Annotated in this window: 19 protein-coding genes; 12 read left to right on the top strand and 7 right to left on the bottom strand. The window is 56.8% G+C overall.

Annotated features, from left to right (window positions below):
* A complete protein-coding gene (locus AC2FHW_RS01525; RefSeq protein ID WP_142634127.1) occupies positions 1-360 on the bottom strand; it encodes a hypothetical protein in 360 nt (119 codons plus the stop codon).
* Between the two features lie 131 nt (positions 361-491).
* Positions 492-1,034 (bottom strand): hypoxanthine phosphoribosyltransferase, encoded by a 543-nt coding sequence (gene hpt, locus AC2FHW_RS01520; RefSeq protein ID WP_142634125.1) that lies wholly within the window; start codon positions 1,032-1,034, stop codon positions 492-494.
* 72 nt (positions 1,035-1,106) lie between these two features.
* Between hpt and AC2FHW_RS01515 the strand changes: the two genes are divergently transcribed.
* Positions 1,107-1,553, top strand: a complete 447-nt coding sequence (locus tag AC2FHW_RS01515; RefSeq protein WP_142634123.1) for a type II toxin-antitoxin system RatA family toxin — start codon at positions 1,107-1,109, stop codon at positions 1,551-1,553.
* Between the two features lie 38 nt (positions 1,554-1,591).
* Positions 1,592-2,887, top strand: coding sequence for an MmgE/PrpD family protein (locus AC2FHW_RS01510; protein ID WP_496677752.1), 1,296 nt, complete (start codon positions 1,592-1,594; stop codon positions 2,885-2,887).
* Here the strand turns inward: AC2FHW_RS01510 and pyrC are convergent.
* A complete protein-coding gene (pyrC, locus tag AC2FHW_RS01505; RefSeq protein ID WP_281994693.1) occupies positions 2,884-3,921 on the bottom strand; it encodes a dihydroorotase in 1,038 nt (345 codons plus the stop codon). The genes AC2FHW_RS01510 and pyrC overlap by 4 nt on opposite strands.
* Before the next feature lie 161 nt (positions 3,922-4,082).
* Between pyrC and AC2FHW_RS01500 the strand changes: the two genes are divergently transcribed.
* Both AC2FHW_RS01500 and AC2FHW_RS01495 read left to right on the top strand, forming a co-directional pair.
* Complete coding sequence (locus AC2FHW_RS01500) at positions 4,083-4,991, top strand: AAA family ATPase (RefSeq protein ID WP_142634117.1); 909 nt, start codon at positions 4,083-4,085, stop codon at positions 4,989-4,991.
* Positions 4,991-6,247, top strand: a complete 1,257-nt coding sequence (locus AC2FHW_RS01495; protein ID WP_142634115.1) for a vWA domain-containing protein — start codon at positions 4,991-4,993, stop codon at positions 6,245-6,247. Before AC2FHW_RS01500 ends, AC2FHW_RS01495 begins: the two co-directional genes overlap by 1 nt.
* Before the next feature lie 3 nt (positions 6,248-6,250).
* Here the strand turns inward: AC2FHW_RS01495 and AC2FHW_RS01490 are convergent, their stop codons facing one another.
* On the bottom strand, positions 6,251-6,751 hold the full coding sequence (locus AC2FHW_RS01490; protein ID WP_496821338.1) for a hypothetical protein: 501 nt from the start codon (positions 6,749-6,751) through the stop codon (positions 6,251-6,253).
* 225 nt (positions 6,752-6,976) lie between these two features.
* Here AC2FHW_RS01490 and AC2FHW_RS01485 point away from each other — a divergent pair, with 225 nt between their 5' ends.
* The 5 genes from AC2FHW_RS01485 (at position 6,977) to AC2FHW_RS01465 (ending at position 12,877) form a co-directional block, all read left to right on the top strand.
* Entirely contained in the window at positions 6,977-7,945 is a 969-nt protein-coding gene (locus AC2FHW_RS01485) for an XdhC family protein (RefSeq protein WP_496821337.1), read from the top strand.
* Complete coding sequence (locus tag AC2FHW_RS01480; protein WP_496821336.1) at positions 7,942-8,943, top strand: molybdopterin-binding protein; 1,002 nt, start codon at positions 7,942-7,944, stop codon at positions 8,941-8,943. Before AC2FHW_RS01485 ends, AC2FHW_RS01480 begins: the two co-directional genes overlap by 4 nt.
* A gap of 147 nt (positions 8,944-9,090) precedes the next feature.
* Positions 9,091-9,576 carry a (2Fe-2S)-binding protein gene (locus tag AC2FHW_RS01475; RefSeq protein WP_142634109.1) on the top strand — a complete coding sequence of 162 codons (486 nt, stop codon included), beginning with the start codon at positions 9,091-9,093 and terminating at the stop codon, positions 9,574-9,576.
* A gap of 54 nt (positions 9,577-9,630) precedes the next feature.
* Positions 9,631-11,991 (top strand): xanthine dehydrogenase family protein molybdopterin-binding subunit, encoded by a 2,361-nt coding sequence (locus AC2FHW_RS01470; RefSeq protein ID WP_282021304.1) that lies wholly within the window; start codon positions 9,631-9,633, stop codon positions 11,989-11,991.
* Positions 11,992-12,085: 94 nt separating this feature from the next.
* Positions 12,086-12,877: an FAD binding domain-containing protein gene (locus AC2FHW_RS01465; protein WP_142634105.1), complete on the top strand. Its 792-nt coding sequence runs from the start codon at positions 12,086-12,088 to the stop codon at positions 12,875-12,877.
* Between the two features lie 52 nt (positions 12,878-12,929).
* Here AC2FHW_RS01465 and AC2FHW_RS01460 read toward each other — a convergent pair whose 3' ends face one another.
* Positions 12,930-13,829, bottom strand: coding sequence for a MurR/RpiR family transcriptional regulator (locus tag AC2FHW_RS01460; protein WP_142634103.1), 900 nt, complete (start codon positions 13,827-13,829; stop codon positions 12,930-12,932).
* 83 nt (positions 13,830-13,912) lie between these two features.
* Between AC2FHW_RS01460 and AC2FHW_RS01455 the strand changes: the two genes are divergently transcribed.
* From AC2FHW_RS01455 to AC2FHW_RS01445, 3 genes are all read left to right on the top strand, one after another.
* Positions 13,913-14,680, top strand: coding sequence for a beta-keto acid cleavage family enzyme (locus AC2FHW_RS01455; RefSeq protein ID WP_496821335.1), 768 nt, complete (start codon positions 13,913-13,915; stop codon positions 14,678-14,680).
* Positions 14,677-15,993: an aspartate aminotransferase family protein gene (locus AC2FHW_RS01450; RefSeq protein ID WP_271946848.1), complete on the top strand. Its 1,317-nt coding sequence runs from the start codon at positions 14,677-14,679 to the stop codon at positions 15,991-15,993. Before AC2FHW_RS01455 ends, AC2FHW_RS01450 begins: the two co-directional genes overlap by 4 nt.
* Before the next feature lie 73 nt (positions 15,994-16,066).
* Positions 16,067-16,456: a hypothetical protein gene (locus tag AC2FHW_RS01445; protein WP_142634097.1), complete on the top strand. Its 390-nt coding sequence runs from the start codon at positions 16,067-16,069 to the stop codon at positions 16,454-16,456.
* A gap of 48 nt (positions 16,457-16,504) precedes the next feature.
* Here the strand turns inward: AC2FHW_RS01445 and infC are convergent, their stop codons facing one another.
* Positions 16,505-17,086 carry a translation initiation factor IF-3 gene (infC, locus tag AC2FHW_RS01440; protein WP_246097134.1) on the bottom strand — a complete coding sequence of 194 codons (582 nt, stop codon included), beginning with the start codon at positions 17,084-17,086 and terminating at the stop codon, positions 16,505-16,507.
* Positions 17,087-17,209: 123 nt separating this feature from the next.
* Positions 17,210-18,043, bottom strand: coding sequence for a ferredoxin--NADP reductase (locus AC2FHW_RS01435; RefSeq protein WP_142635135.1), 834 nt, complete (start codon positions 18,041-18,043; stop codon positions 17,210-17,212).
* Positions 18,044-18,127 lie beyond the last annotated feature (84 nt).

Genomic DNA, 18,127 nt, shown 5'->3' with positions numbered 1-18,127 from the left:
TCAGTTTACGAGATCGCTCACTATTCCAACGGCATCAATGACTGTCTTAGTGTCATCAGATATCGACAGGATTTCGTCATCCACGCGAATATATCGCTGACCGGCGGGTAGGGGCTTCAACTTCCAGCCGTCCAGGTCATCAAGATAGTCAAAATTCAGATCGTTAGGGAGTTTCTGACCTCGCGTATAACGCTTGATCTGTCCGGGCGGTACACCAACGCCATTATTGGTCTTTATCGACTTTTCGATTTTCGACTTGTCTGAACTTTTCCCTTTGCCCTTGTTGTCTTTTGCGTCCGCAAGACCAACCGTTGCGGCGACGGCACAAGTCGCCAGAAGCCCAATAGACATTACTTTCATAAGCAGAATCCTCCCAAGATGATCGGAGGGTAATCTGTTGTTGAGGGCGTTGTCCAATGGTATTCAATCAAGTGAATGCAAAGGTGCGCAGCAACTTTGACTATTGGAATCTGGGTCTATTTTTACCCTTCTCAGTCTTCGATAAAACGAACCTTACCAATAAATGGCAAGTTGCGATTGCGCTGTGCGTAGTCGATCCCGTAACCCACAACAAACTCATCAGGAATTTCAAACCCGATCCAGTCCGAACGGAAATCGACTTCGCGCCGGCTGGGCTTGTCCAGTAGTGCGATCGAGCGAAGTTTTCCAGGATCGCGGCTTTGCAGCAGATGAGTAACATGGTTCAGCGTGTGCCCGGTGTCGACGATATCCTCGACTACCAGAACGTCGCGACCCTCAATAGCGCCGCGCAGGTCTTTTAGAATGCGGACTTCCCGGCTGCTTTCCATCGCATCCCCGTAGGATGACGCCTCAAGGAAATCCACTTCAATGGGCAAGTCCAATTCGCGCACCAGATCGGCGATAAAGACAAAGCTACCACGCAGCAGGCCGACAACAACCAGCTTGTCGGTTCCGTCGAATTCGGCAGTGATTTCGCGGCAAAGTTCTTCGATCCTGGCGGCAATGGCCTTTGCCGAGATCATCTCATCAATCACATATCCGCGCTGGCTCATCACTGCCCCCTTGATCTTTGGCGCGCAACATACGACATGACGCGCCATTGTCACCTGCAAAAACCGGACGCCATGCCTATACATTCGGAAACGCGACACCTGCCTTACACTGCGCAACAGATGTACGATCTGGTTGCCGATGTAGCAAAGTATCCCGAGTTTTTGCCCTGGTGTGCGGCTGCACGTATCCGACGCTCATATGCAGCAGGAGAGGCACAGGTGATGGAAGCGGACCTGATCATTTCGTTCAAAGTGTTCCGCGAACGCTTTGGCAGCCGGGTTACCCTGTTTGCCGAACAACGCCGGATCGACACGGAATATCTGGATGGGCCCTTCAAATACATGAAGTCGGACTGGCATTTCGAGGACGCGGCAGAAGGCGGGTGCAACGTTTCGTTCCATGTTGATTTCGAATTCAAGAATGCCATTCTTCAGGGTATCATCGGAGTGGTCTTCAATGAGGCGATGCACAGGATCGTGAGGGCGTTCGAGGGCCGGGCAGAGGAATTGTACAGCTAAGTCTTTACCCGAAAGCGGCGCTTGCTAGACTGCGCCACATGACTGATTTTACCACAGCATTGGCCGATTTTGCCTCGGGGCCTGTTGCGACCTCGTCAGAGGCCCGTCTCGTAACCTCTCTGTCTGCGCTGGATTGGGTGGTTGTTGGCCGCGTCGGTGTTAGCGAACCCGTATCTCAGACCGTGCGCGCACTGGTTCTGGATGAAGGGGGCAACCCGCAGGCCCATCTGTTTGGCGGGGGGCTGGCTCCCGTCAGGGCAGCAGGTTTGGTTAACGGAACCATTTCCCACGCTTTGGATTATGATGACACGCATTTTGCGCATATAGGGCACCCTTCGGTCGCAGTTATGCCTGCGGCCTTTGCCCTTTGTGATTGGGACGACCGGATTCTTGTCGATGTCCTTGAGGCCGCTCTTGTCGGGATGGAGGTTTCGATCCGCGTAGGGCTTTGGCTGGGGCGCGCGCATTACCAGGGCGGGTTCCATCAGACCGCGACATCAGGTGCCTTTGGTGCGGCGGTCGCCGCTGGCCGGGTGCTGCGGTTCGATACGGAAAAGATGCGCCGGGTTCTTGGTCTGGCTGCCACCCGCGCCGCAGGGCTGAAAGCTCATTTCGGCACGATGGGGAAGCCCTATAATGCCGGGCTAGCTGCCGCTGCAGGGGTTGAGGCTGCGCTGTTGGTATCCAAGGGGTTTGATCCCAACTCGGATGCGCTTGAGGGGCCCTATGGTTTTGGTGCAACCCATATGGGTCAGTTCGAACAGGCCGCTGCTCTCGATGGAATAGGAGAAACGTGGCTGTTCAAAGATGTAAGCCATAAGTTTCATGCCTGCTGTCATGGGTTGCACGCCGCATTAGAGGCCGCACGTGACCTGGATATTGCAGAGCCCGAAGTAGCCGAGATCAGGATCAAGACCCACCCACGTTGGATGACAGTGTGTAATCAAACCTCTCCGACCACCGGGTTGGGGGCCAAGTTTTCCTACCGGACGGTAATTGCTATGCAAGCGCTGGGATATGACACAGCCTTGCCAGACAGTTTTTCGGATAAGGTATGTGCGGATAGGCGCCTGCAATCGCTGCGGGACCGGATTTCAGTCGAAGCCGATGAGACGCTGTCTGAAACTCAAGCGGATCTGTCTTTGCTGCGCCGCGATGGGGCACGAAAACAGGCCAGCCACGATTTGCTTGGCCCTATGACATTGGCCGACCGGGAAGACCGGGTCAGAAGCAAGGCGGCCAAGCTGATCGGTGCCGAGGACGCAGACGCGATCTGGTCGATGCTGCGTACCGGTGGCCGGACTCGCGATCTGGCGAAAATGCTGGCGCGTTAGACAACGCGCCAGTGCAATGGGAACCCGGGTTCGAATACTGTTACCGGGCCGTCGTCAGTTTCGATCTTGTCGGGATATTCAACGGGATCGCCCTTGGTAAGGGTGATGGTTTCTTTATTAACTGGCAGGCCATAAAACGCAGGTCCGTTCAATGATGTGAACCCTTCCAGCTTGTCCAGCGCACTGGCTTTGTCAAACATCTCGGCCACAAGGGACATTGTGTTTGTAGCGGTGAAGCATCCCGCACAGCCACAGGCCATTTCCTTGTTTGCATCTGTGTGTGGCGCGCTGTCGGTGCCAAGGAAGTAGCAAGACATCCCAGAAGTTGCGGCGCTCATCAAAGCCTGACGATGGGTCTCGCGCTTGGCCACGGGCAAGCAGTAGTAATGCGGTTTGATCCCGCCCACCAGGATGTGATTGCGGTTGATGATCAGGTGATGGGCCGTGATTGTTGCGGCCAGATCATCTCCACCGGATTGCGCATAATTTGCACCCTGAGCCGTCGTGATGTGTTCCATCACGACTCGCAAACCAGGAGTCGCCTGGCGCAGTGGATCAAGTATCGTATCGATGAAAACCTCTTCACGGTCGAAAATGTCGACCTCGGCATCGGTGACTTCACCATGGACACACATCGGCAGACCGATCTCAGCCATTCTCTCAAGCACCGGGCGGACCTTGTCGAAATCACGCACGCCCGAGGCGGAATTGGTGGTTGCGCCTGCGGGATACAGCTTTACGGCCTTGATCAGCCCACTTGCATGGGCTGCGGCGACATCCTCGGCGTCGGTGTCTTCGGTCAGGTACAAGGTCATCAGCGGCTCGAACGGCATGCCTTCGGGCAGGGCGGCCAGAATGCGGTCGCGATATGCGGCGGCCTGATCGCCGCGCACAACTGGCGGAACGAGGTTCGGCATTATGATCGCACGGGCAAAATGGCGTGCTGTTTCGGGCAGAACGGCCTGCAACATGGCGCCATCGCGCAAATGCAGATGCCAGTCATCGGGGCGGCGAATGGTCAGCGTATCAGTCATGCGCACCCGCTAGCACAGCCTCGGCCAAAGACCAACCAAACCGTGAGGATCTGGTGCAAAAACTTCACCTATTTGCGGCGATGGCGTCTGGGTGGCGGGGCCGGGGCCTTGACGCCCCCGCGCTAGCATGACCTGTTAAGCAACGAAAGAAAGAGGGTTCCATGACGCAGCAAGATTCCATTGATGCCGTGCAGCAGATGCTAGGCTCGCAAGGTTACGTTTGCGGTCGGGCCTTGGCGACAGTGGTGTTTTTGTCGCTTAAACTGGGCCGCCCACTATTTCTAGAAGGTGAGGCAGGCGTTGGAAAAACCGAAATCGCCAAAGCACTGGCCGCTGGTCTGAACCGCCGTCTGATCCGCCTGCAATGTTATGAGGGGTTGGACGCATCCTCGGCGGTTTACGAATGGAATTTCCCGGCGCAAATGGTGGCGATCCGAACCGCCGAAGCCTCGGGCGGCGCCGACCGGGGGGCGTTGCAGACCGAATTGTTTTCTGACGACTACCTGATCGAGCGTCCGTTGCTGCAGGCCATGCGCCCGGATGAAAACGGGGCTCCTGTCCTGTTGATTGATGAACTTGACCGCACGGATGAACCGTTCGAGGCCTTCCTGCTGGAAGCGCTCAGCGATTTTCAGGTCACTATCCCCGAATTGGGAACTGTCAAAGCGCCGGAGCCACCGATTGTCATCGTTACATCGAACCGAACGCGAGAGGTGCATGACGCTCTGAAACGCCGGTGCCTGTACCATTGGGTCGATTACCCGGATTTTGACCGTGAAATTGAAATTCTGAACGCCCGCGCCCCCGAGGTCGCCGAGGCGCTAAGCCGAGAGGTCGTCGCCTTTGTCCAACACCTGCGCACAGAGGATCTGTTCAAGAAACCAGGCGTGGCCGAGACGATCGACTGGGCCAAATGCCTGCTGGCGCTGGACGTCATCAACCTTAGCCCCGAAGTGATCGGCGACACGCTGGGAGCAATCCTGAAATATCAGGACGATATCCAGCAACTGCAAGGGTCCGAGGCGAAACGCATTCTGGATGAAGCCAAGGCGTCGCTGGAACCTGCCTGATGGCTGAACAGCTCCCTCTCGACATCCCCGACAACCCAAAACTGGCGCAGAATATCACTCATTTCGCGCGGGCTTTGCGCAAGGCCGGGTTGCCCATCGGCACCGGTCGGGTCGTGGATGCGATCCGGGCGGTTCAGGTTGCGGGCTTCTCGGAGAAGCGCGACTTTTACTGGACGTTGCACGCTTGTTTCGTGACCCGACCCGAGCATCGGGCAGTATTTGCGCAGATTTTCCGCATGTATTGGCGCGACCCTCGTTACATGGAACACATGATGTCCATGATGCTGCCCGCGATCCGCGGCGTTCAGGAAGAGCGCAAGGCCGAAGCTGCAGAGAAACGCGCGGCCGAGGCTCTGCTGGACGGCGTCGAACGGGACTTGCCTGACAGCTCTGACATCGAGGAAGAAACTGAGCTGGAGATAGATGCGTCGCGGACCGCGTCCTCGGAAGAACGGTTGCGCAATCTAGACTTTGAGCAAATGAGCACCGAAGAAATTGCCTTGGCCAAGCGCATTCTGGCACAGCTGAAATTGCCGGTAAAACCAATCGAGTCGCGCCGAGGCCAAGCCAGCCACCTTGGGCATCGGATCGACCGCGCCCGCACGCTGCGCGCATCCATGCGGCAGGGTGGTGAACTGCGGGACATCGCGTATTTGAAGCCGAAACAACGGTGGCCGAACCTTGTCGTTCTCTGCGATATCTCAGGATCCATGAGCCAGTACTCTCGTATCATCCTGCATTTCCTGCATGCGGTTTCAAACGTCAAGGGCGCGGGGTGGGCCAAGGTTCATGCGTTTACCTTCGGCACGAGGTTGACGAATATCACTCGGCACCTGCGCCAACGCGATGTGGATGCTGCCTTGTCGGCGGCGGGGGCCGAGGCGCAAGATTGGGAGGGTGGCACGCGGATCGGGGAATGCCTGCACGCTTTTAACCGTGACTGGTCGCGTCGGGTTCTGGGGCAGGGTGCGGTGGTGTTGTTGATTACGGATGGTCTGGATCGGGGCGAACCCGAGGTGCTTGGAAAAGAAATCCAGCGCCTGCATCTGTCAGCCCGCCGTTTGATCTGGCTGAACCCTTTGTTGCGATGGGATGGCTTTGCGCCAAAAGCGCAGGGGGTGGCGGCGATGCTTCCCCATGTTGACAGCTTTCGGGCCGGTCATTCCATTGCGTCGCTGGAAGATCTGGCCAAAGTCATCTCAAAACCGGATGACATGGGTGAGAAAGCGCGGTTGATGGCCGCGCTTTCGAAGTAGGTCTCAACCAAGCTGTTCTTCGTTGCACTTACGCGCCATTTCCATCGCTTTGTACGTACCGGTCAGATCAACGGTGAAGGCGAATTCCTTTTCGGGGAACACAACCATAACTTTCTGTTTGGCAAGGTCTTCGGCAAACTTGGGGTCATCCGACAGCACATAGCCACCCGAATAGCCTTTGGTGATGTTGCCCTTCATGCCGGTGGCTTCTCCAAGATACAGGTTTTCGCCCAGCAGGATCGCCACAGCCTCGGTTACGCCACGCTTGATGTTGGTTTCAGCTTTGGTGAATACGCCAACATATCCCACGCCGCGGTCTTCGGTCAGACCCATTTGAACCACGTTTTCCGCGTCATCAACAGCTTCGATCAGGCAGGATTTCTTGTCTTCGTCGATGAAGATTTTCCATCCGTCCACTTCGCCATAGCGCAGGAAGGTATCTGCGCTGGCCACTGTCGCCGCTAGCATTCCCAATACCGATCCGAGTGTAATAATGTGTTTCAAGTCTCTGTCTCCTTTTGAAAATTATCTGCGTCACAGCTGCGCATGATCCGCGTTTAGGTCAGAATCGGGAGGGCTGGCAATCAATGCTTGGGATGTTCGGCTGAAACCCGCGGGGCTTTGCATAGCATTTGGAATTTCTTTCAAGGCCCATGAGTTAGCATGATGGTTTACTTTTCATCCTGCCAAACCTGCCTATGTTGGTGCGGGAAACGCCAGGAGGGCGATATGGACAGATTCGACAACAGCCCCGAGACTGCTCTGGATTGGTATGAAACGGGAAAGCCAGTTGCGCTGGCTACGGTTGTTCAGACCTGGGGCAGTGCCCCCAGACGTGTTGGCGCTCAGCTTGTGATAGCAGGTGATGGCCGCTTTGAGGGGTCGGTATCGGGTGGCTGTGTCGAAGGTGCGGTTGTCGTCGAGGCGTTGGAAGCGATCGAAGAGGGTGAAGCGCGCCTACTTGAATTCGGGGTCAGTGACGAAGATGCTTTTGCGGTCGGGCTGGCCTGTGGCGGAACAATTCGGGTACTGGTCGAACCTATTGGATCGGTCCTTCCTGAAAGCATATTGAGCGATCTGGTCGCTGCACGCGCGCAGCGCGAGCCTGTGGCTTATGAAGTGAATATCGAATCCGGCCATCGTGCGTTGCAGCGCGATCGTTATCCCGAACGCATGCGCATGGACCGGTCCGGTTTCGAAGAGGATGCGAAGACATTTGTTTCGGTCCACAATCCGCCCTTGCGGTTGATAGTGGTCGGGGCCGTTCATATTGCTCAGGCCCTGGTCCCGATGGCGCGAATTGCGGGGTACGACCCTGCGATTGTGGATCCGCGAGATGCGTTTGCAACCGCCGCAAGATTCCCTGAGGAAACCGTGCTGACGGATTGGCCGGATGAGGCCGTTGCAAAGCTTGGAATGGATGCGCGAACGGCTGTTGTCTTGCTGACCCATGATCCAAAACTGGATGATCCCGCGTTAGAGGCCGCCCTGAGAGCCGGGGTGTTCTATATTGGGGCGCTGGGGTCTAGTCGAACGCATGCGAAACGCGTCACCCGGATGAAAGAAGCCGGATTTACTGAAGGGCAGATTTCACAGATTCACGGTCCCGTAGGCTTGGATATCGGTGCCGCCGATCCTGCGGAAATTGCGGTTTCCATATTGGCCGAAATGACTGCGGTGTTGCGGGGCAAAGCATGAAGTTTGGCTCGGTTCCTTTGCGCGAGGCCGCTGGTGCAATTCTGGCGCATTCAGTGAAAGCCCAAGACACAAAGCTGCGTAAGGGCCTTTTGCTCACGCAAACTCATCTGGATGAAATGGCCGCCGCCGGGTTGACCTCGGTCACTGTTGCGCAGCTGGAACCCGGTGATTGTCACGAAAACGACGCTGCCCGGAGTTTGGCAGAGGCTTTGGCCCCGGACCCGGCAACCGTGGGATTGCGCGTCACCGAGCCGTTCACAGGGCGCGTTAACCTCTTGGCGAGAGGCCCCGGAGTCGCTGTTCTGGACGTACAGGCGCTGGAAGCGTTCAACTTGGTTAACCCGATGATTACCGTGGCCACAGTACCCCAATATCAACAGATGGGATCAGGCGGGATGGTGGCGACGATCAAAGTCATTTCTTATGCCGTCCCCGGCGAAGATGTGGTGCGTGCCTCGTCGCTGGCACAAGGGGCGGTGCGCCTGTCCAGCCCGGTGTTTCGCAGTGCCGGCCTGATCGTCACAGACATCCCCGGAGGTGTTTCGAACGACAAGGGTATTGCCGCAATCCGAGGGCGTGTCGAAGCCCTGGGTATGGGTTTGGATGACATTCGGGTGGTGCCACATGAGATTCAGGCGCTGTCTGCTGCATTGACGGGTGTTAAAGGGGATATTGTCCTGATCTTGACGGGCTCAGCAACTTCGGATGCGCATGATGTTGCGCCGCAGGCTGTTCGTGTTGCAGGCGGTCAGGTGGATCGGTTTGGAATGCCAGTAGATCCGGGCAACCTGTTGTTCACCGGTCTGCTGGACGCCAGACCCGTAATCGGTTTGCCGGGGTGTGCGCGCTCTCCTGCACTGAACGGTGCGGATTGGGTTTTGTCGCGCGTGGCTTGCGGGATTGAAACGACAGCGGCGCATATTGCAGGCATGGGGGTCGGTGGATTGCTCAAGGAAATCCCGACCCGGCCACAGCCACGCGCATCTATCAAGCGGTAAGGCGTTTGACATCAATTTAAGGCCCAGATCAGACCGCATTGTTCGGCATTGTGATCTGTCATAAACGGCGCCCTGCGAAATTTTTGTTCTCAAACAATAAGTCCCGTGTTTAACTCGACAGAGAAAAATATGACATGGGAGGAACTTATGACACAGGTCACCATGACCGTGAACGGGAGGTCTGTTAGCGGTGAGGTTGAGGGTCGGACGTTGTTGTCTGGATTTTTACGTGATCATCTGTCGCTGACCGGAACGCATGTTGGATGTGACACTGCGCAATGTGGGGCGTGTGTTGTTCATGTGAATGGCGCGGCGGTGAAGTCGTGCAACATGCTTGCGCTGGAAGCAGACGGGTCTGAGGTCGCCACGATTGAGGGCCAGGCCGCTGAGGATGGGTCTTTGAACGTGATTCAGCAGGCGTTTCAGGATCATCACGGGTTGCAATGCGGGTTTTGTACGCCGGGCATGGTGATGAGCGCCGCCGCCTTGCTGAAAGAGAACCCGCGCCCGAGCGAAGCCGAGATTCGAAAGTATCTGGAAGGCAACCTGTGCCGCTGCACAGGCTATCACAACATTGTCAAAGCGATCATGGCCGCATCGGGCCAGGACGTAAGCGGCATCGCTGCCGAGTAATACCGACGTAAAGAATTTTCGACGAAAATTCTTTTTCAGGGAGGAGAACAAGCAATGCCCAAAGACAGTGGCATCGGAGCCAGTTCCAAACGGCGCGAGGACGTGCGCTTTTTAACCGGAGCAGGCAATTACACCGACGATATCAACGTTCATGGCCAGGCCTATGTGCATTTTCTGCGGTCCGACATCGCGCATGGCCGGATCAAAAGCATCGACACCTCGGCTGCCGAGGCCATGCCGGGCGTGGTCAAAGTGTTCACCGGCAAGGATTTCGAAGGCGTGGGCGGCATGCCCTGTGGCTGGGAAGTGACCGACAAGCACGGCGCACCGATGCAGGAACCTCCACATCCCATTTTGGCACAGGGTAAAGTGCGCCATGTGGGCGATCCGATTGCTGCTGTGGTCGCAGATAGCCTGGAACAGGCCCGCGACGCGGCTGAGGCGATCGAGCTTGATATCGAGGAACTGCCCGCTGTGATCGACATGAAGGCCGCCGCGCAAGAAGGCGCGACGCTGGTCCATGACGATCTGAAAAACAACATCTGCTATGATTGGCAGCTGGGCGAAACCGATGATGCCAAGGTCAATGAGGTCTTTGCCAATGCGGCCCATATCACCACGCTGGATCTGGTGAACAACCGTCTGGTTGCCAATCCGATGGAGCCGCGTGTGGCGGTGGGCGAGTACAGCCGCGGCACCGAAGAATACACACTTTATACCACGTCGCAGAACCCGCATGTGATCCGCCTGTTGATGTGTGCCTTTGTTCTGGGCCTGCCCGAACACAAGGTTCGCGTGGTCGCGCCGGATGTGGGTGGCGGCTTTGGCACCAAGATCTTCCACTATGCCGAAGAGGCATTCTGCACCTTCGCCGCCAAGGCTTGTAACCGTCCGGTCAAATGGACCTCAAGCCGGTCCGAGGCGTTCATGTCAGACGCGCATGGGCGCGACCATGTCGGACAGATCGAACTGGCGCTGGATGCAGAGAATAACTTTATCGGTCTGCGCACCAACACCTATGCAAATATGGGTGCGTATCTGTCGACCTTCTCCAGCTCGGTACCGACATGGCTGCACGGGACGCTGATGGCGGGCAACTACAAGACGCCGGTCATTCAGGTCAACGTCAAGGCGATGTTCACCAATACGGTCCCGGTGGATGCCTATCGCGGCGCGGGCCGTCCTGAGGCGACGTTCCAGTTGGAGCGGGTCGTGGACAAGGCAGCGCGTGAACTGGGTGTCGATCCGATCGCCCTTCGACGGCAGAACTTCATCACCCAGTTCCCCTATGACACACCGGTGGCGCTGACCTATGACACAGGCGATTATAATGGGACGATGGACAAGCTTGAGGCCGCTGCTGATCTGGCAGGCTTTGCCGCGCGTCGCGCTGAAAGCGAGGCCAAGGGCAAGCTGCGGGGTCTGGGCGTCAACTGTTATATCGAGGCTTGCGGCATCGCGCCGTCGAACATCGTTGGTATGCTGGGGGCCCGTGCGGGTCTGTATGATGCGGCGACTGTGCGGGTGAATGCCACCGGCTCGATCAGCGTCATGGTAGGTGCCCATAGCCACGGGCAGGGGCATGAAACGGCTTTCCCGCAGGTTGTGGCGGACATGATCGGTATCGACGAGTCGATGATCGAGATCGTGCATGGCGACACGTCGAAGATTCCGTTTGGCATGGGCACCTATGGCTCGCGGTCTTTGGCGGTCTGTGGATCGGCGATGGTCAAGGCAACCGAGAAAGTGATCGACAAGGCCAAGAAGATCGCGGCGCATCTGTTGGAGGCGTCCGAGGCTGATATCGAGCTGAAGGACGGTCAGTTCAGTGTGGCAGGGACCGACAAGTCGGTGGCCTGGGGTGACGTCACCCTGACGGCCTATGTGCCGCATAACTTTCCGCTGGAGGTCGAGCCCGGGCTGGAGGAGACCGCCTTTTATGACCCGGCCAACTTTACCTTCCCGGCTGGCGCCTATGCCTGTGAGGTCGAGGTTGACCCCGAAACCGGCCGGGTCACCATCGAAGCCTTCACTGCCGCTGATGACTTTGGCAATATCGTCAACCCGATGATCGTGGATGGTCAGGTGCATGGCGGCATCGGTCAGGGCATCGGTCAGGCATTGCTTGAAAACTGTGCCTATGACGAAAACGGTCAGCTGCTGAGCGCATCCTTCATGGACTATGCGATGCCGCGTGCCGATGATGTGCCGTTCTATGCGGTGGATCATTCCAGCCAGACGCCCTGTACGCATAACCCGTTGGGTGTGAAGGGTTGTGGTGAGGCCGGGGCAATCGGTTCACCACCTGCGGTGGTCAACGCGGTGCTGGATGCGTTGAATTCAGGCGGCAAGGCCATCGATCATATCGATATGCCGGTGAGTCCATCGCGTGTCTGGACCGCGATGCACGGGTGAGAGGTTGGGGTGCGAGGGGTCAACCCCTCGCGCTCCCCGAGATATTTATAGCCAGATGAAGGGCGGATCAGCGCCTTTCGGAAAGGAAGACGAAATGTACAATTTCGAATTTGAGAAACCCTCGACCATAGCCGACGCGGTTGCCGCTTTAGGGGCTGAGGATGCGCAGGCGTTGGGTGGTGGGCAAACCCTGATCCCGACGCTGAAACAACGATTGGCTGCGCCATCGGCACTCGTCTCGCTCAGCGGAATTCCCGAAATGCAGGGCGTCTGTGTTGGGGATGACGGGTCGGTTTCTATCGGTGGCGCAACGCCGCATGCAGTTGTTGCGCAAGAGGCGGCGGGATCATACCCGGCGCTGGCCGCATTGGCCGGTCAGATCGGTGATCCGGCGGTGCGCAACCGCGGCACGATTGGCGGCTCGGTTGCGAATAACGATCCGGCGGCCTGTTACCCGGCGGGTGTGCTCGGATCCGGGGCCACGATCGTGACCAACGCCCGTCAGATTGCGGCGGATGCGTTTTTTGATGGCATGTTCTCGACCGCACTGGATGAGGGTGAGATCATCACATCCATCCGCTTTCCGGTGCCACAGGCCGCGAGCTATCAGAAGTTCTTGCAGCCAGCCTCGCGCTTTGCGTTGGTGGGTGTCTATCTGGCCCGGTTCGCCGACGGTGTGCGTGTGGCGGTCACGGGCGCCAGCGAGGATGGGGTGTTCCGCTGGTCCGAAGCAGAACAGGCGCTGAATACTGAATTCCGACCGGACGCGTTGATGGGGCTGAACATCAACCCGGCCAACATGATCGGCGATCTTCATGGCAGCAAAGCGTATCGCGCGCATCTGGTCAGTGTGATGACCAAGCGGGCTGTGCTGGCCTGCATGTAAGTAAATCGGCTTTTAGTCGCAAAGCCTCGGGGTGTGTCCCTCGGGGCTTTTTCTATTTTCGGCGAATTTTCGGAAGCTTGTTTGGCTGCCAATAGGCTCCGGTATCTTCGCGCGCCTTTTGATAGGCCTCAACGCGGTGCGCTGCTGTTTTACCACCGGCGTCAAATAAATGGCCGATGAGACATTCCAACACAGCCATGACACCGGTAAAGCTCGAGGTGTGATGTTGTGACCTTGTGCTGACGTTAAAGGCGACATCCGGCTCGACACCCGGCGCAATGACTTCGCTGTCCGAGATCAGGATGACCCGAAGCCCCTTTTCCCGGGCGAACCTTATGGATTTAATCGTCTCCGCAGAATAGGGGCTGACCGTGATTGCCAGCAGACAGTCCTTGTCATCGGCATCCAGCAGATCATCCGTGGCCGAGCCGATGTGGCGCGGTATTAGTTGAATACCGGGGTGCGCCATGCGCCCGGTATAGGAAAAGTAATAGGCCAGCGCGTAACTGGCGCGGGTGGCGGTCACGAAGCAACGGCGGGACCTGAAGATATGGTCAACGGCTAGATGCGCTGTCTCGGGCCTCATCAATCGCAGGGACCTGACGACGACATTCTGTTCGTTGCGGGCAAGTCTGGCTTGAAGCTGACCATGGGCGCCGTCCGCTTGCATGTGGGTTTGCCAGGACGCGCCAAGGAATTCTTCGGTATCCGTCGCCAGGTTTTGCCGGAACGGTGCGCGAAAGGCTTGAAACCCGCCAAAACCCATATGCTGGGCCAATCGGACAAGGACATTTGCACTGACACCGATCTTCTCGGCAGTTACCCGTATCGGGTCGAGGCCAAAATCCGCGGGGTGATCAATGATGTATTTGGCTGCCGCCTGAAGTCTGGGCGGCATCTGGTCGATGTTTTTCCTCAGGTTATCTGTCAGCTGGCGTTGGGTCTCTGTCATGAAAAAACATATGTTATGAAAGAAGGAGGTGTAAAACATAGGCCGCTTGCATAGATGCGGCAACAGGTAAACGGGGGCAGGGAATGTCACAGCATCGGTCGAAATCCGAACCCTACATTCTGGCGGCGCCCAATGGTGCGCGCCGAGGTGCGGCAGATCACTCAGCCCTGCCTGTCACAACCGTGCAAATTCTTGAAGCGGCCAGAGCATGCCATGAGGCCGGTGCGGCCGGTCTTCATCTGCACATTCGGGACACAGAAGGTCGTCACTCTTTGGACGCGGGACAGTATCTGGAAACACTTGCCGAACTTCGGCGGTGGGTTCCGGCCCTGGACATCCAGATCACAACCGAGGCGGCAGGGATTTTTGATGTAAGCAGCCAGTTCGAATGTCTGAGGAAGGTTAGACCGGCTTGGGCGTCGATCTCGGTCCGCGAAATCGCGCGCGATAACGATCTGGCTGACCGGATCTATGGTCTTTGCGCGGATCAGGGGACGCGGGTTCAGCATATTCTTTACGACGCTGAAGATGCGGCCCTATTAACACGGTGGCAAAAGCGTGGTGTTGTGCGCGAACAGCAATCCGACCGTTTGCTTGTTCTGGGGCGCTATCGGACTGATCAGGAATCAAAGCCCTCGGATCTGGATGCGTTTCCGGACGGGGATTCGCCCTGGATGATCTGTGCCTTTGGAAAACAAGAGCATGACTGTCTGGTACATGCGGCGTCCTTGGGCGGTGATGTCCGGGTCGGATTTGAAAACAGCATCGCAGATCGGAACGGAGACACTTGGGACAATAACGCCGCCTCAGTCGCGGCCCTTGTTGCCAGATTGAAAGAGGATAGATCATGAGCCACGTTTTCCCACGCCATACGAAATCTCAGCTGCCGGTCGCGGTTGGCGGCGAAGGCTGCTATCTGATCGATGCTGACGGTAAGCGGTATCTGGATTGCGGTGATGCTGCTGTGTCCTGTCTTGGCCACTCAAACCGGGCGGTGATCGAGGCGGTTCAAAGCCAGGTTGAAAAGATCGCCTTTGCGCATACCGGGTTTATGACGTCCGAACCTGCCGAAGCCCTTGCGGACCTTCTGATTGATCATGCGCCCGGGGATTTGGATCGCGTTTATTTCGTATCCGGAGGGTCCGAAGCAACAGAGGCCGCCATCAAACTGGCGCGGCAGTTTTTTCTTGAGATCGGTCAGCCCGAGCGCCGCCACGTCATCGCGCGCCGCCAAAGCTATCATGGAAACACTTTGGGGGCCTTGTCAGCGGGGGGAAATGCCTGGCGCCGTGCGCAATTCGCACCGATGCTGATCGAAATGACCCATATCGCGCCCTGCTACGAATATGCCGAAAAGCAAGATGGTGAGAGCAGCCACGCCTATGGTCAACGGGTGGCCGATGAGTTGGAGGCCGAAATTTTGCGTCTTGGCCCTGAAACCGTCATGGCGTTTATGGCCGAGCCAGTCGTGGGGGCAACGCTGGGGGCGGTCCCGGCGGTCGAAGGGTATTTTAGGCGCATACGTGAAATCTGTGATCAATATGGCGTTTTGCTGATCCTGGATGAGGTCATGTGCGGAATGGGGCGCACCGGGCATTTGTTTGCCTGCGATCACGATGGAATTGCCCCGGATATTCTGTGCATCGCCAAGGGTTTGGGGGCGGGTTATCAACCCATAGGCGCAATGTTGTGTACGAGCCGGATATATAAGGCAATCCAAAATGGGTCAGGGTTTTTCCAGCACGGGCATACCTATGTCGGCCATCCGGTGGCAACTGCAGCGGCATTGGCGGTGCTGAAGGAATTGACGAGCCAACAACTGCCCCAGCGCGCCGAGTTTATGGGACAGAGACTGCAATCTGCGCTGGAAACTGCGTTCAGCGAGCACCCTAATGTCGGCGATATTCGGGGCCGCGGGCTGTTCCGCGGTATCGAGCTGGTCTCGGATCGGGCCGGAAAAACACCGTTTGATCCCGCACTTGGTCTCGCGGGCAAGATCAAGAAGGCGGCATTGAACGCTGGTCTGATCTGTTACCCCATGTCTGGCACGCGCGATGGTCGAAGTGGCGACCATATTCTGTTGGCACCGCCTTTCATTATCGAAGACGCACAGATTGAGGAATTGGTTGATAAGCTGGGGGTTGCACTCAAAGCCGCGATCTGACGCTCTTTTGATCTGACTTTCTCTTTTTACTCAATAGGGTATCGACAAAAGGTCAATTCCTGAAGGAGCGATGATGATTGTCGACATCTGGAAGAGTTTTCGGGACTTGCCCGCTTGGGTACAGATCTGGTTGGTGGTGCTGCTCATCCCGACCAATCTGGCACCTCTGGCGTATCTGGATCAGCCAAATGGTATTCTAATCGCAGCACTCTCAATCGGTGGGATGGCATTGAATCTTCCGATCATGCTGGCGACACGAGGGATGAGCAAAGCGATGGCATTTCCGCATCTAATATGTTGGGTGCCAATGGTTTTCGTCGTGATTGCAGCATTTGCAAGCGAAGCTGAACTGGCGACCGGATATGCGAAATTTCTAGTGTTTCTACTGGTTATTGACCTGATTTCGTTGGCATTTGATGTGAATGACGCAAGGGTCTGGCTCAAAAGCCGAAGCGCAAAATAAAACCCCCTCAATCCGAGGGGGTTTCGAATAACGCAGTTGTCGCAGGGCTTACTTCTGCGGCAGCGGGCCGATCATCATGATCATCTGACGGCCTTCCATCTTGGGCATGTTCTCGACCTTGCCGATTTCCTTGGTGTCCACGGCAACACGTTCCAGCAGCTCACGGCCCAGATTCTGGTGTGCCATCTCACGACCACGGAAGCGCAGAGTCACCTTTACCTTGTCGCCGTTTTCAAGGAATTTGAACACGTTGCGCATTTTGACTTCATAGTCATGAGTATCGGTGTTGGGACGGAACTTGACCTCTTTCACCTCAATGACTTTTTGCTTTTTGCGCGCTTCGGCCTCGCGTTTCTGCGTTTCGTACTTGAATTTACCAAAGTCCATGATTTTGCAAACCGGAGGGTTTGCATTCGGCGAAATCTCGACCAGATCCAGGCCGGCTTCGTCCGCGAGTTGCATGGCTTTGGCGGGATGAACCACCCCGACATTTTCACCTTCGGCGCCGATAAGGCGAATTTCGGGGGCACGGATCTTATCATTGACGCGCGGGCCGGTGTCTCTCTGTGGCGGCGCGTTGTGAGGTCTGCGAGCTATGGGTTCATTCCTTTGATGATTGCAGAATTTCAAGCCCGGAATTTAGACTGGGCTGCGGGACGATTCAAGCGGCATAAGTGACCACCAGCGTGAATTTCCCATGATATTCCCGCGTTTTTGCCGATCTGATGTCGCATATCAGACCGGCAAACCGGATTAGCCAACAAAGGCCTTTTCAATGACGAATTCCTTGGGGTCGGAATTTGCGCCTTCGCGCAGTCCGAAATCCTCGAGGATTTTTTTGATATCCAGGTTGAAAGCCAATGATCCGCAAACCATCGCGCGGTCCGTATCCGGCTGGATGCCGCCCTCAATCGCCAGATCGGCAAATACTGTGCCGTCTTTCAACAGCTCGGTAATGCGGCCCATTTTGGGGCTCTGTTCGCGTGTGGTGGTCGGGTAGTAACGAATCTTGTCCGCAAAACCTTCGCCCATCAGCTCAGCCAGCATTTCGTCCTTACGGATGTCTTCAATCAGTTGGCGACCATATTCCAGCTCGGCCACTTCGCGGCAGGTATGGGTGATTATGACCTCATCATAATCCTCATAGGTCTGTGGTTCGCGCAGCAGAGAGGCGAAGGGTGCAAAGCCGGTGCCGGTGGCAAAGAACCACAGGCGCTTACCAGGCAGCAGGGCGTCATGGACCAGCGTGCCAACCGGCTTGGGCCGCAGGATGATCTGATCGCCTGGTTTGATGTGCTGAAGTTTCGAAGTCAGCGGGCCGTCCTGTACCTTGATCGAATAGAACTCAAGCTCTTCATCCCAGGACGGCGAGGCGATGGAATAGGCGCGCAGCAGGGGTTTGCCGTTGTCGCCCAGCAGACCGATCATCACAAACTCGCCCGAGCGGAACCGCAAGGACGCGGGGCGCGACACTTTGAATGAGAACAGGCTGTCAGTCCAATGCTTGACGTCTGTCACAGTCTGGGCGTCCGGCAGAACGGGGGCCTTCACGGCGGTTGCTTCGGTCACGGGTTTCATCTCTGTCATCGTTTCACTGCCGGTGGAGTAAACCGACATCTCCGTTTAATCTTTGATCCAAGTCAGGAAAAGGTGGCTCTTGCCCCTACGTTC

The sequence above is a fragment of the Ruegeria sp. YTSA108 genome (assembly GCF_059610185.1).
The sequence above is the reverse complement of the archived record's forward strand: the minus strand, read 5'-3'. Positions and strand labels throughout refer to the sequence as shown.